The organism is Nesterenkonia sphaerica, assembly GCF_005771565.1.
In the GTDB taxonomy this organism is placed as follows: domain Bacteria; phylum Actinomycetota; class Actinomycetes; order Actinomycetales; family Micrococcaceae; genus Nesterenkonia; species Nesterenkonia sphaerica.
Genome location: NZ_VAWA01000012.1, coordinates 41444 through 55478 on the forward strand (window position 1 = coordinate 41444; position 14035 = coordinate 55478).

General features: G+C 65.8%; 11 protein-coding genes. 9 read left to right on the plus strand and 2 right to left on the minus strand.

The features are described 5' to 3' along the window. Window positions 1-50: 50 nt before the first annotated feature. The 4 genes from betT (at window position 51) to FEF27_RS09625 (ending at window position 6070) form a co-directional block, all read left to right on the plus strand. Window positions 51-2183, plus strand: coding sequence for a choline BCCT transporter BetT (gene betT, locus FEF27_RS09610; protein WP_138170645.1), 2133 nt, complete (start codon window positions 51-53; stop codon window positions 2181-2183). Beyond that, complete coding sequence (locus FEF27_RS09615) at window positions 2180-3682, plus strand: aldehyde dehydrogenase family protein (RefSeq protein ID WP_138170646.1); 1503 nt, start codon at window positions 2180-2182, stop codon at window positions 3680-3682. Before betT ends, FEF27_RS09615 begins: the two co-directional genes overlap by 4 nt. 8 nt (window positions 3683-3690) lie before the next feature. Beyond that, window positions 3691-5253, plus strand: coding sequence for a GMC family oxidoreductase (locus FEF27_RS09620; protein WP_138170647.1), 1563 nt, complete (start codon window positions 3691-3693; stop codon window positions 5251-5253). Window positions 5254-5431: 178 nt separating this feature from the next. Continuing rightward, window positions 5432-6070, plus strand: a complete 639-nt coding sequence (locus tag FEF27_RS09625; protein WP_243729187.1) for a YqjF family protein — start codon at window positions 5432-5434, stop codon at window positions 6068-6070. 38 nt (window positions 6071-6108) lie between these two features. On the opposite strand, the gene betC is transcribed toward FEF27_RS09625, so the two are convergent. Then, complete coding sequence (betC, locus tag FEF27_RS09630; protein WP_138170648.1) at window positions 6109-7653, minus strand: choline-sulfatase; 1545 nt, start codon at window positions 7651-7653, stop codon at window positions 6109-6111. Between the two features lie 47 nt (window positions 7654-7700). On the opposite strand from betC, the gene FEF27_RS09635 reads away from it, so the two are divergent. Further along, on the plus strand, window positions 7701-8603 hold the full coding sequence (locus FEF27_RS09635) for an SUMF1/EgtB/PvdO family nonheme iron enzyme (protein WP_138170649.1): 903 nt from the start codon (window positions 7701-7703) through the stop codon (window positions 8601-8603). Window positions 8604-8613: 10 nt separating this feature from the next. Here the strand turns inward: FEF27_RS09635 and FEF27_RS09640 are convergent, their stop codons facing one another. After that, the gene (locus FEF27_RS09640; RefSeq protein ID WP_138170650.1) at window positions 8614-10581 is read right to left on the minus strand and encodes a BCCT family transporter; all 1968 of its coding nucleotides are present in this window, start codon (window positions 10579-10581) and stop codon (window positions 8614-8616) included. A gap of 369 nt (window positions 10582-10950) precedes the next feature. Here FEF27_RS09640 and FEF27_RS09645 point away from each other — a divergent pair, with 369 nt between their 5' ends. The 4 genes from FEF27_RS09645 to FEF27_RS09660 are packed head-to-tail and all read left to right on the plus strand — an operon-like array spanning window position 10951 to window position 14034. Further along, window positions 10951-11415, plus strand: a complete 465-nt coding sequence (locus tag FEF27_RS09645) for a DUF3817 domain-containing protein (protein ID WP_138170651.1) — start codon at window positions 10951-10953, stop codon at window positions 11413-11415. Continuing rightward, entirely contained in the window at window positions 11415-12140 is a 726-nt protein-coding gene (locus FEF27_RS09650) for a CDP-alcohol phosphatidyltransferase family protein (RefSeq protein ID WP_138170652.1), read from the plus strand. Before FEF27_RS09645 ends, FEF27_RS09650 begins: the two co-directional genes overlap by 1 nt. After that, window positions 12140-13204, plus strand: a complete 1065-nt coding sequence (locus tag FEF27_RS09655) for a glycosyltransferase family 4 protein (protein WP_166429986.1) — start codon at window positions 12140-12142, stop codon at window positions 13202-13204. The genes FEF27_RS09650 and FEF27_RS09655 overlap by 1 nt, the downstream gene beginning before the upstream one ends. Beyond that, on the plus strand, window positions 13159-14034 hold the full coding sequence (locus FEF27_RS09660) for an SAM-dependent methyltransferase (protein WP_138170654.1): 876 nt from the start codon (window positions 13159-13161) through the stop codon (window positions 14032-14034). Before FEF27_RS09655 ends, FEF27_RS09660 begins: the two co-directional genes overlap by 46 nt. The last annotated feature ends 1 nt before the right edge of the window (window position 14035 follow it).

Sequence of the window (14035 nt, forward strand, 5' to 3'; positions counted from 1 at the left end):
CGGCAGAGCTTGGATCACTGACACGTTTACTGACCTGAGTGAGGGACTCAATGACCGCAGCACCACCTGCCGGGGCCGCATCGAAAGTCAACTGGCCGGTCTTCACAATCTCCGCCGCGATCATTGTGGCCTTCACCGCATGGGCCGCGGCCGCTCCCGGACCGGCCTACGAGGTCCTTGAGGGAGCCTTCACCTGGATCAGCGGCACGCTTGGCTGGTACTTCATCCTCACCGCCGCCATCGTCGTCATCTTCGTTCTCATCGTGGCGTTCTCCCGATCCGGTCGGGTGAAATTGGGCCCTGACCATTCCAAACCGCGATTCAACCTCTTCACCTGGACCGCGATGCTCTTCGCCGCTGGAATCGGTGTGGACCTGATGTTCTTCGCCGTGGTGGGACCGGCGACCAACCTGCGCGTGGGACCGGGCGCGGCGGAGGGCACGCTGCAGGCCGCCGAAGAGGCTGCCCTATGGACCATGTTCCACTACGGCATACCCGGCTGGGCCATGTATGCCCTGATGGGCATGGCATTCGGACTCTTTGCCTACCGCTACCACCTCCCACTGAGCATTCGAAGCGCCCTGCTTCCTATCATTGGGCGTCGCGCCCGCGGCGCCACCGGTGACGTGATTGAAACGACGGCGGTGATCGGCACCGTCTTCGGCATCGCCACCAGTCTGGGCATCGGGGTGGTCTTCCTCAGCTTCGGCATCGGGTGGGTCTTCGACGTCGAGGCCGGGACCGGAACGCAAGTAGCACTGATCATTCTCGCGGCAGTTGTGGTGACGTTCTCCACCGTCTCCGGTGTGGACCGAGGCATCCGCCGGCTCTCAGAGCTCAACGTCTTGGTGGCGATCCTGCTGATGCTCTACGTGCTGATCTCGGGGCAAACCGTCCAGCTGCTCAACGCTCTGGTGAAGAACTTCGGTGACTTCGTCGCTCGCTTCCCCGGCATGCTGACAGAGACCTTTGCCTATGACACTTCTGAGGCATGGCTGGACGAGGGATGGGTCGAGTGGTGGACTATCTTCTTCTGGGCCTGGTGGATGGCGTGGGCGCCATTCGTGGGGCTGTTCCTCGCCCGGATCTCCCGGGGGCGGACCCTGCGGCAGTTCATCATCGGGGTCCTGGTGGTGCCCTTCGGTTTCATCGCCGTGTGGATCTCCATTTTTGGAAACGCCACCGTGTCGAGGATCCGTGGTGGAGATACCGACTTCGCAGATCAGGCAGAGGACTTCGAAGGCTCGGGCTACTTCGCGCTGATGGCCGAATACCCAGGTGCGACCTTCATCATCGGTGTCTCTGTCCTGGTGGGTCTGCTGTTCTACGTCACCAGCGCCGACTCCGGTGCCCTGGTGCTGGCCAACTTCACCTCCAAGACCCGGGACACCACCTCGGACGGTCCGCCCTGGCTGCGCATCGTATGGAGCTTCATCATCGGTGGGCTGACCCTGGTGATGCTGCTGCTGGACGGCATTTATACCCTGCAGATGGGCACCGTCATTGTGGGGCTGCCGCTGTCAATCATTCTGTACCTGCTGATGGCCGGAGTCTGGCGAGCGCTGCGTCTGGAGAACTATGCCGCTGACTCCCACCAGTTCACGCTCTCCTCTGCGCTCTCGGAGCGAATCGTGGCCAGCGGCGAGGGAGTCCGGGGCCAATGGCGCCGGCGCCTGGCCCGGCATATGCACTACCCCACCGAGGCCGAGGTGACCGAGTTCATGAACACTGTGGCCGCCCCAGCCATTGAGGAGGTGGCTGCCGAGCTGGACAGCCAAGGCGCTGAGGTGCGCTGCAGTCGTGGGACCGTGCCGGGCACAGAAATCCCGCACATGGACCTGCACGTGTACTTCGGTGACCAGCCCGAGTTCAAGTACCAGGCCTACCCGATCGCCCATTCGGTGCCCAGCTTCGCGCCGCGGCTGCGGCCCCGAGATGAGATCTGCTACCAAGTGGAAATCTTCTCCGCCACCGGATCGTTGGGACATGACATCTTTGGCTACACCCGGGAACAGATCATCACCGACGTGATCGACGCCTACGAACGGCACTTGGCAGTACTGACCATGAATGAGGAAGCCGGCAGCCCGGTCACCATGGAGGTCGGGGAGGTCCCCGACCAGTGGGATCACGACCGCACGCGCCCCGGCGAGACGTCCCGACCCACTGAAGGAGACTCATGAGCGAGACCACCACCGCCCAGCAGACCGCCACGCTGTTCATCGACGGCGCCTGGGTTCCCAGTCAGAGCGGCCAGACACGGCTCATCACCTGTCCCGCTGACGGTAGCGACGTCGGGCGGGTCTCCGAAGCGGCCGAGGCGGACACTCTGGCAGCCATCGCAGCGGCGAAGCGGGCCTTCGAGTCCCGCGTGTGGGCGGACACCTCGGCCTCAGACCGGGGCGAGTTCCTGAGCCAGGTGGCTGCTCAACTCACGGCACGCAAGGCAGAGTTCGCGCGCGCCGAAGCTCTCGACACAGGCAAGCGACTTGTCGAAGCCGAGATCGACATGGATGACATCATCGCCTGCTTCCAGCACTTCGCGAAGCTCGCCGATGCCAACCCCGGCCGCGTGGTCGACGCCGGAGATCCCCGAGTCCGCTCCGAAGTGGTCTACGAGCCGGTGGGGGTGTGCGGGATGATCACGCCCTGGAACTTCCCGCTGCTCCAAGCCGCCTGGAAACTTGCCCCCGCCCTGGCGGCAGGAAATTCGCTCATCCTGAAACCGGCCGAGCTGACCCCGCACACCGCGATCCTCATCATGGACGTCTTCGACTCGCTCGGGCTGCCTGCCGGTGTGGCCAACCTGGTGACCGGACCCGGCGTGAGCGCCGGCGCGCCCCTGTCCGAGCACCCCGATGTGGATCTGATCTCGTTCACCGGAGGGGTGGTGACCGGACGGAAGATCGCCGCCGCCGCCTCAACCACGGTGAAGAAGATCGCCCTGGAGCTCGGGGGGAAGAATCCCAATGTGGTCTTCGCCGACGCCGACTTCGACGCCGCAGTCGACAACGCCCTCAACGCCGGGTTCACCGACTCCGGACAAGTCTGCTCTGCTGGGGTGAGACTCATTGTGGAGCAGCGGATCAAGGAGAAGTTCGTCGACGAGCTGGTCCGCCGCGCCGAGCACATCCGCATGGGCGGTCCGTTCGATGACCACGCGGAGACCGGTCCGCTGATCTCCGCGGAGCACCGGGAGAAAGTTCACGCCTATGTCCAGCAGAGCATCAGGGAAGGGTGCACCCTGCGCACCGGGGGGCACTTCGGCGGCCCCGAGCACGAGCGAGGATTCTTCTACGCGCCCACCGTGCTCGACGGCGCAGCACGCGGCATGCACGCAGTCACCGAAGAGTCTTTCGGTCCGGTCATCACGGTGGAGACCTTCACCACCGAACAGGAAGCCATCGAGACCGCCAACGACACCATCTACGGCCTGGCGGGTGCGGTGTGGACCTCCGATGCCGGTACTGCCCGTCGGGTTTCCTCCCGGCTGCGCCACGGCACGATCTGGATCAATGACTACCATCCCTATCTCCCGCAGGCGGAGTGGGGCGGGTTCAAACAGTCAGGCATCGGCCGGGAACTGGGACACATGGGCTTCGAGGAGTACCGCGAAGCCAAGCACATCTATGAAAACACCGAACCTGCCGTCACCGGCTGGTTCAGCATGCCCGAGGAATAAGGAGCTCTGTGGAGAAGACGACTTTCGACTATCTGGTCATCGGCGGCGGCTCCGCCGGCGCCGCCGTAGCCGCCCGGCTCTCGGAGGATCCCGAGGTGAGTGTCGCCCTGCTGGAGGCCGGTCCCACCGATGTTGACAAGGACGAGATCCTGCAGCTGAACCGGTGGATGGAACTGCTGGAATCCGGTTATGACTGGGACTACCCCATCGAACCGCAGACACATGGCAACTCCTTTATGCGTCAGGCCCGCGCCAAAGTGCTCGGAGGATGCTCCTCCCACAATTCGTGCATCGCCTTCTGGGCCCCGCGTGAGGATATGGACGAGTGGGAGGCCATGGGAGCAGCCGGGTGGAACGCCGAGAGCACCTACCCACTGTTCAAGAAACTGGAGACCAACGATGCCCCAGGGGATCACCACGGCCGCAGCGGGCCAGTGCACCTGATGACCATCCCGCCCCATGACCCCTGCGGGGTAGCCCTGCTGGACGCCTGCGAGCAACAAGGCATCCCGCGGGTGGAGTTCAACACCGGCCAGACGGTCCTGACGGGGGCGAACTTTTTCCAGATCAACCGCAAGGCGGACGGGACCCGGTCCTCCTCCTCCGTGGCGTACCTGCACCCGGTGCTGCACCGGCAGAATCTGACGATCCTCACCGACCACTGGGTGCGGGAGATCGTGTTTGATGGGGACCGGGCCGTGGGTGTGGATGCGGTCAATAACGCCTTCGGCCGCGCCCAGCGCCTCCGCGCGACTGCGGAAATCATTGTCTCTGCCGGTGCTATCGACTCCCCCAAGCTGCTGATGCTCTCCGGGATCGGGCCGGCGGCGCACCTGGCCGAGCACGGCATCGAGGTCCGCGTCGACTCCCCCGGCGTGGGCGAGCACCTTCAGGATCACCCGGAGGCGGTCATCGCCTGGGAGGCCAAACAGCCCATGGTGGAAGACTCCTATCAGTGGTGGGAGATCGGGATCTTCGCCACCACCCGGGATGGCTTGGACCGACCGGACCTGATGATGCACTACGGTTCGGTGCCGTTCGATATGCACACCTTGCGCCACGGCTACCCCACCGCCGAGAACACCTTTTGTCTGACGCCCAATGTCACCCACGCGAAGTCTCGGGGCACGGTGCGGCTGCGCTCGCGTGACTATCGGGACAAACCGCGGGTGGACCCCCGCTACTTCACAGACCCTGAGGGCCACGACATGCGCGTGGCGGTGGAGGGCATCAAGCTCGCCCGGCAGATCGTGGCGCAGCCAGCGATGGCGCAGTGGGCAGGCGAAGAGCTCTTCCCCGGACGGGACGTTCACACTGACCAGGAACTGGCGCAGTATGTGAGCCGCACGCACAACACCGTCTACCACCCGGCGGGCACAATGCGGATGGGCGCACCTGAGGACCCCATGTCACCGGTGGATGCGCAGCTGCGCGTCAAAGGTGTGGAGGGTCTTCGCGTCGCTGATGCCTCGGTGATGCCCGAGCTGACCACGGTCAACCCCAACATCACCACCATGATGATCGGCGAGCGGTGCGCACAGCTCATCCGTGGAACTGCGCCCCACCGCTGAGGCCAAGACACTAGTGGGCCCGGCCAGCTTTTCCGCCTATGATTGTGTCTCCTAAGAGGAAGCTGCTGGAGGACGGGAAACCGGTTGCGTGAAAATTCTTCGTAGACGTCATTCACCACGGTATGCACCGGCGCAGGCACCGCCTCACTCGGCGCACGCGCCGGATGAAGCTCCTGCGTTGAGCAGCAAGCCCATCCTCCGGCAACGCTGGAGCGACGTGGCGTTCCTCCACTGGAGGATCGACCCCAGCGCCGCAGAGCCCTATATGCCCCTCGGCTGCTCCCCTGACGTGATAGACGGAAGCTCGTGGATCGGGCTCATCGGTTTTCAGATGTCGCAGAGTTCATTCTTCGGCAGCCCAAACATCCCCTGGCTGGGAAACTTCCCGGAAGTGAACGTTCGGTTGTATTCCATTGACGACCAGGGCCAGCGTGGCGTGGTCTTCCGCAGCCTGGAAGCCTCACATCTGATACCTGTACTGACGGCACGGGCAGCTTTCGGGCTGAGGTACCAGTGGGCCTCCATGAAGTTGGACAAGCGAGGCAATCAGGTCGCCTATCTCACCAGGCGCCACGGCCAGGCCGAGGCACGTTCACACTTCATTATCCAAACCGGAGCCGAGGCAGCACACAGCGCAGAGACCCTCCCCGATCCGATCTCGACCTTCCTGACAGCCCGGTGGGGGTTCCACGAACGCCGTCGAGGACACACCCTCTATTGCCGGAACCATCACGAGCCTTGGCCGCTTCAGCACGCTGAGCTCCTCCACCTCGACGTCTCGGCATTCACCGCTAGGGGTTCGGCGGTCAACCACTGATTCACCTCGAGCTCCCGGGTGCCGCAACTGGCACAGCGTCAGCGGGAGGTGTCAGGGACAGTGCCGTAGCGCAGCGCGTTCCAGAAGTCACCGCGCACATAACGCTGTTCTGGGTCCGGAGTGAAGTCCCACGGCCTGGGCTTGCCGCGTGCCAGGGCGCTGCTGACCAGCTGGCGGCGTCGTTGGCTCTTGCGCACCTGGTCATCCAGGTCCTCCAGGGAGTATTCAGCCAGTATGGCGCGGCGCAGACGCCGGACGAGCGCCGCGTGTGCCGGATCGGCAGCCAGATTATGCAGCTCGTACGGATCAGCCTTGAGATCGAACAGCTGATCCGGGTCGCCGGGGCAGAGGATGAACTTGTGCTCGCCCCGGACAAGGGTCAGCTGCGGAGCGTAGGTGCCCTCGGCCAGATACTCGATGATCACATCCCGGTCCCGGGGTCCGGCCTGCCCCGACTTTTCCCGACGCGCACTCTCCAGCAAAGAGATGCCTGCGGCCTCCGGAATGGTTTCTCCCGGCGAGGTCACCCCGGCCAGCTCCAGCAGCGTCGGCATCAGGTCCACCAGGGAGACCGGATTGGCCCAGCGTCCGTGTGGGACCGCGGCTGGGGGGCCGGAGAGGATCAAGGGCACCCGCGAGGATTCCTCATACGGGGACATCTTGTACCAGAGGCCCTTTTCGCCCAGCATGTCTCCGTGGTCGCTGGTGACGATGATCACCGTGTTGTCCGCCAGGTCCAGTTCCTCCAGCCGGGTGCGGATCCTGCCGATGCCGTCGTCGATGTAGCTGACCGCCGCGTAGTACGCCCGTCGGGCGCGGCTGACCTGATCGGGGGTAGGTGACTTCCGGTCGAATCCGCTCATGGTGCGGAGTCGGTGGGTATGTGGGTCGTCGGCGGGGTGTGGGGGCTCGGGATGGCTGGGCTGCGGAATCGGCACCTCGGCGAATCGGTCCCAGTGCTCCCGCGGCGGCTCATATGGATCATGGGGATGAATGAAACTGGTGACCATCAGGAACGGCAGCGGCTCCCCTGCGGCTTGGTTGACCCGAGCCCTGTCATTGAGGTGGCGCAGCGTGCGCCAACAGACCTCGTTGTCGAAATCCTGCTGTACCGAGGTCTTCGCCACCCCGGCGGTGAAGACCGTCTCCGCGTCGTGATACCACTGCAGCGGCTCTGCCAGCGGCCGCTCCCAGTCCGGAATCATGTCGAGGTCGGCGGGGTAGACATCGGTGGTGAGCCGCTCCTCGAAACCGTGGTGCTGATCGGGGCCGATGAAATGCATCCGACCGATCAGTGCCGTGTGGTACCCCGCCTGACGGAGACGATGCGCGAACGTCGGCACCGAGGCAGGAAAATCATCGCCGTTGTCGAAGCAGTCGATTTCGGAGGGCATTCTGCCGGTCATCATGGACGCCCGGGACGGCGCGCACAACGGTGAATTGCAGTACGCGCGGTCGAATACTGCTCCCTGCTCGGCAAGTTGGTCCATCTCGGGCGTGCGTGCCGCACTGGCCCCGTAGGCGCCCACAGCTTGGGCGGCCAACTGGTCAGCTTGGATCACTACGATGTTGGGAGGTTTCATAGCGCGTGGAGTACCTTTCATCAATCGTTGCGGAGAGGAGCCCGGGGATGGCATCGTGTTGCGGTCCCGCACGAGCTGCGGACGGCACGCCGGGCCCCGCCGCCGGGATCGACCCGGAGGCGCTGAGGTGCCTGGCGGGAGCCGCCGCAGACGACCTTCACCTGGTGGGGCTGCGCGGGGGCCGCTTCCTCATGGGCAGTGACAGCCAGCAGGCCTATCCGGAGGACAGGGAGGGGCCCGTCCGGTCGGTGGAGGTGGCCCCCTTTGCCATCTCGGCCACTGCGGTGACTGTCGCAGAGTTCGCTGCGTTCGTGCTCAGCACCGGCTACCGCACCGACGCCGAACGCTATGGCAACTCGCTGGTCTTTCAGGAACTTGCGCCCAGCCGACTGCGGCGAACCTCGCCCGCCGTAGCGGCGACCCCGTGGTGGCTCCAGGTCGCTGGAGCCGCATGGTGCGCCCCCGCGGGCCCCGGCAGTAGCAGGACGTTGCAGCCTGAGCACCCGGTCACTCATATCTCGCATCGTGACGCCGTGGCTTACACCCTGTGGCTTGGTGCCCGGCTGCCTGCCGAAGACGAGTGGGAGTTCGCCGCCCGGGGCGGACTGCAGCAGCAGCCCTACCCATGGGGTGAAAACCGCGAACCCAGGGGTGTGCCGATGATGAACACGTTCGACGGAGAGTTCCCGCACCACCCCGCGGGGCCAGTAGGACCGGTAGCGGTGGACGCCTACGCCCCCAATGGCTTCGGCCTGCACAATATGACCGGCAACGTATGGGAGTGGACCTCCGGGGCCTTCAGTGTCAGCGACGCTCGCCCGGTCATGCGCGGAGGCTCCTACCTCTGCCACGACTCGTACTGCCGGCGCTACACCACTTCTGCCCGCAGCGCCACCACCGCGGAAACCTCGCTGGGGCACACGGGTTTCCGGGTGGCGCTGAGCACTTAGTGACACTGGCTCAGCCGGAGGGCTTCTCATCAGCTGATGCGGCGTCCACCGTGCTGATCTCACCCGTTTCGGGGTCATAGTTGTCCGCCCACTGGCCGGTCTCAAAGTCGTAGCCGACCGGCTCACCGTCCGCGTTAGTCCGCTGGTACCAGTCGGTGTAGTCCGAGTGCGCAGAGTCCACATCTGCGCCGGCACCATCACCGGGCCCGGCATCCACCACCCCGAGGGCGAAGTTGTCGCCGTACTGTTCCACGCCTCGGAGCACGGCGTTGCTGACGGCCGTGTCAGCGTACTTGTGGCGCAGTGTGAGCGGATCGGTGCGCAGTTCCTTGAACCACGCCACGATGATCAGCAGCATAATGATCGCGAACGGCACCGCCGTGATGATCACCAGCTGCTGCAGGCCTTCCAGCGCCACGGCGTCGCCCAGCAGCAGCATCACCACGGCAATACCCGTCATCACCAGGCCCCAGAAGACGACGACGCCGGCTTTGGGGGACTGACTGCCCCGGGAACTGAGGATTCCCATCACGGTGGAGGCCGAGTCCAATGCCGTGATCGCGAAGACCGCGAGGACGGCAATCGCCACGAAGGGAACCCACGTGGCCAGAAGTGGAATGTTCTCCACAATGGCGAAGAACACCTCGGGGGGTGCCATGTCAGCGCTGAATCCGGGGTACCCCTCGCGGTACATCCACATCGCGGTGCCGCCCATCACACCGAAGGAGAGGACCAGTAGGGCAGTCGGAACGATGGTCACCCCCAGCACGAACTGGCGGATTGTCCGGCCGCGCGAAATGCGGGCAATGAAGATCCCGACGAAGGGCGACCAGGAGATCCACCACGCCCAGTAGTACACCGTCCACCAGGATTGGAACTGCTGAGTCTCCTCGCCCCAGGAGGCGGACCGGGACATCATGTCGAACATGTTGCCCGCGTATTCCAGCAGACCCGAGGGCACGAGGTTGGCCAGGAACAGGGTCGGGCCGGCGAGGAATATGATGCCCACAATGCCCAGGGTCATCACGATGTTCACATTGGACAGGTAACGGATGCCTCGGGCCACCCCGGAGACTGCCGAGATGATGAACCCGACGGTCAGTAGAGCCATGATGATTACCAAAGCCGTGTTGCCGAGGTCATCCCACCCAGCGACGATAGTGACCCCTTGCCCCACCTGCATCGCGGCGATACCGACGGTGGCTGCGGTGCCGAAGAGGGTGGCGATAATGGCGAAAACATCGATGAGTTGGCCGGCGAGACCCTCAGAGTGGCGTTTGCCGAACAGCGACCGGAAGATGGAAGACATCAGCAGCACCCGTCCGCGCCGGTAGGCCGCATATGCCACAGCCCCTCCGACCAGGGCGTAGATCGCCCAGGCGTGGAATCCCCAATGGAAATAGGTCTGACCCAGTGAATAGTGCAGCGCCTCGGTGGACTCTGCCTCATGGGTCAGTGGCGGCGGCGCGGTGAAGTGGGTCAGCGGCTCCGAGGGGCCGAAGAACAGCACCCCGATCCCCAGACCGGCGGCGAACAGCATGGAGATCCAGGCGAAAGTCGAAAACTCCGGGGTCTCCCCGTCAGTGCCGAGCGGGATTCGGCCGTAACGGGAGACCGCCAGCGTCAGCATGGCGATCAAGATGACCGCGGCGGTGATGATGAACAGCCATGAGATGTTGTACGTCACCCAGGTGAACGCTGCATCGGCGGCCGCCGAGACCTGGGCAGGCCTGGTGACACCCCACAGCACGAAAGCGACTGTCAGAGTCCCGGCGACGAAGAAGACGACCTTGTCGATGCCATAGCGCCGGCGCTGCTCGTCGATTCCGATGCCCGGGACGAGCGCCGGGTGCATATTGTGTGGGTACTTCGGCCGGCGGTAGTCGAGTGTTTCGAAAGCTTCGCCCGCTCGGCGGCCGGCCCGTCGGGCCTCACCTCCGACAGTCCTCCGGCTGGGCGGTTCGCTGGTCTCGGTCATAACGTGTGGGATCCCTTCAAGTCTGGTGCGGCCTCCACGTGCCTGTACTGCTGCGGGCAGTCTCGTGGCGCTGCGTGGAGAGCATGGCTTTCTGGAGTCAGCTCCAGTGCGGTGCGGCGAAGGCGAAGCGGCGCTAAGGCTCGCGTCCGGACCAGCCCATGGCGGTCCGCTTCCAGGCATGGTGGGCATAACCAACCCAGGCGCACGGCGCTGCGAAGGTGCACTGGAACATAAGGTCCTACAGTAGCCAATCCCTGCACCGTCTGCCGATTGAGCTGCTGCCCCGGAGAAGTCAACAAGGTGGGCCGCGGGGGTCGGTAGACTGAACTGTCGCTTGAAAAGCCACCGTTCCAAGGAGTGCCGCCACTGATGAGTCCGCACCTGCTGTTCCGCGTCATGGGCATCGCTGAGGCAGTGTCGTGGACGCTGCTGCTGGGCGGGATTGTCCTGCGCGCCACGGCCGGAATGGACATCGCGGTCACCGTCGGCGGAGGCATCCACGGGTTCGTGTTTCTGGCCTATGCCGTCACCGCGGTGCTGGTGGCGAAGAATCAGCGGATGCCGCGCTGGCCGGCGGCAGTGGCAGTCATCAGCGCCGTTATCCCCTATGCGACGATCCCGGCAGATGTGTGGCTGAACCGCACCGGGCGCCTGACCGGCGACTGGAGGCATACCCCCACCAGCGATCCGCGCGATCAGCTCTGGCATGACAGACTCTTCCGCCTGGTGCTGAGACGACCCATCGTGAGCAGCCTGGTGCTGCTGACCGGGGTGGCGGTGACCTTCGCCGCCCTGGTGGCATTGGGATCCCCTCTTGAGAGACTCCCTGACTGATGAACCGCCCAGGAGCAGCCACCGGCCGGTGGGATGCTGCGGTGACGGTGACTGCCGCGCTGGGCGCCGCAGCTGCGCTGAATGTGGCCTTTCCCGCAGGGGCAGTGGTGAGCGGGATCAGTGTGGCGGCGTCGGGCATTGTTCCGGGCATCGCCGGATGGTCCGTTGCCCGCCGTCGCCCGCGGCTGATCACCCCAGCTGACCGGGTGACATTGGTGCGGGTGGTACTGATCGGCGTGCTCACTGCCGCTGTGGTGCTGGTCTTCGCCGGAGCCATGCCCGCCCGCACCTGGACGGTACTGGTGATCGCCGCATGTGCCGCTGTGCTGGATGCCGCAGATGGCTGGGTCGCCCGGCGCTCCAATGGAGGCAGCGGCGCCGGAGCCCGGCTGGACGCAGAGGCCGATGCTGCGGCGCTGCTGGTGCTCTCGGCGCTGCTGGCGTTCACCGTCGGCTGGTGGGTCCTGCTGATCGGTCTGCTGCGGTACGCCTTCGCCCTGGGGACTCGCCTACGGCGGGCCTGGCGGCAGCAGCTGCCCTACAGCGGTGCGCGCAGGGTGGTGGCCGGCGTTCAGGCCGCGGTGGTGGTGGTTGGGCTGGGACCGGTGGTGCCCGTGCCGCTGGCGGCGGGGTCGGCGGCGGTCGCATTGGCAGTGCTGCTGTGGTCGTTCGGCCGCGACGTGGTGTGGCTGGAACAGACCCAGGATTGGAGGCAGGACCCCTGATGGGACCCGCAGCCGAGCGCGCGTTCGTGGTGCCAAGAGATCTGCCGGGCCCCAGCGGAGGACTGCAGTACAACCGCCGTGTGTTGGAGAGCTGGCACGCTCAGGACCTGGTGGTCGCCGAGGTGCCGGTCGGGGGCACCTGGCCGACTCCGGACCCCCAGGCTCGCCGGGAACTGGTCCAGCGCCTGGGCAGCTGCCGCTCGGCGCTGGTTGACGGGATCATCGCCTCCGCTGCCGCTGATGAACTAGCCCAGGCGAAGGCTGCCGGGGTGGAGATCTCGGTGCTGATGCATCTTCCGCTGCCTGCTGAGGCTGGTCTGGGCCCGGCCCAGCAGCGGAAGCTGGCCACTGGTGAGGGCCGCGCCCTGAAACACGCTCACCGGGTGATCTGCACCAGCGAATGGGCCCGCCGGGACATCATCCGCCGCTACGGCGCCATGCGAACCGCCGTAGCGCCGCCCGGTGCCGATCCCGCACCTCTGGCTGCCGGGTCCGTTCCCCCGCAGCTGCTGTTCCTGGGGGCCGTCTCGGAGCGGAAGAACCCCCTGTTGCTGCTGAAGGCCCTGGAGCCGGTGAGCAACATGCAGTGGAGCCTGACCCTCGCCGGCCCTGCAGGGCCAGACCCGCAGTACGTGGAGACGGTCACAGCCGCAGCCGACCTGTTCCCCGGCCGTGTGGAGCTGCCTGGTCCGCTCACCGGGGACGCACTGGAACGGCTGTGGGAGCGCACGGACCTGTTGGTGCTGCCCTCGCTGGCGGAGACGTACGGGATGGTGGTGACTGAAGCCGTGGCACGGGGCATCCCCGCAGTGGTGGGGGCCGGTACCGGGGCCGCCGAAGCATTGGCCGCAGCCCACCGGCCCCCGGACCGCGTGGGCCCCCAGCAGCTGCCAGGGACCGCGGTGGATCCCCACCATGTCCCGGCCTGGACCGCTGTGCTGCGAGAGTGGCTCAGTGACCAGACGCTGCGCCGCCGTTGGCGCAGCAATGCGGTCACCGACCGGGATAGACTCCGACCATGGAGCGAGACCGCGACGACTCTCCGGAGGGCACTGCGCTGGTGACCCGCCCGGTGGCCGCTGACTGGCTGGGCCTGCGCCGGGAGGCGGATCACCAGGCGCGGCAGAGCACCATGGCGGGAATCCAGCGCATCGAGGCCTGGGCGGGCGCCCAATTGGGGCCTGGCCAAGCTGTTCAGGTCATCGATCTGGGGGCGGGCACAGGATCGAATCAGGCCTGGCTGGCTCCCCGGCTGAGCCTCCCGCAGCGGTGGCTGCTGCTGGACCACGATGCGCAGCTGCTTGAGGTCAGCACTTCTACCGAGGTCGAGCAGGTGGTGGACACTGAGCGCAGCGTCGGCTCAGTGGATCAGCTGCCGGAGTTGATCTCCGCAGACTCCCCGACGGTCGTGACGTGTGCCGCCCTGCTGGATCTGCTCTCCCCACGCGAGGCCTCGCTCATCGCGGCCACGGTCGCTGCAAGGGGCTCCGCAGCCCTGCTGAGCCTGACCGTCACCGGAGAGGTGGCGCTGGACCCCGCTGACCCGCTGGATGACCAGATTGCCGCAGCCTTCGACGCCCATCAGCGCCGGGACGAGTTACTGGGCCCGGACGCCGCGGAGGCGGTGGCTGCTCGACTGCGCGAGCACCGCACAGCGGTGGAGGTGGTGCCCACCGATTGGGTGCTGGACAGCTCCCAGCCGCAGCTGCTGGCACGGTATCTGACTGACCGTGCTGCAGCCGCGGTGGAACAGGATGAGGCGCTGCGGCAGCCAGCTGAGCAGTGGGTACGACGGCGCCTGGACCAGCTGGAGACGGGCGAACTGAGGGTCCGGGTGGGTCACCTGGACCTGGTGTGTGTGCCACAGGCTGCATCCCCTGAACCCGCAGGCTGAC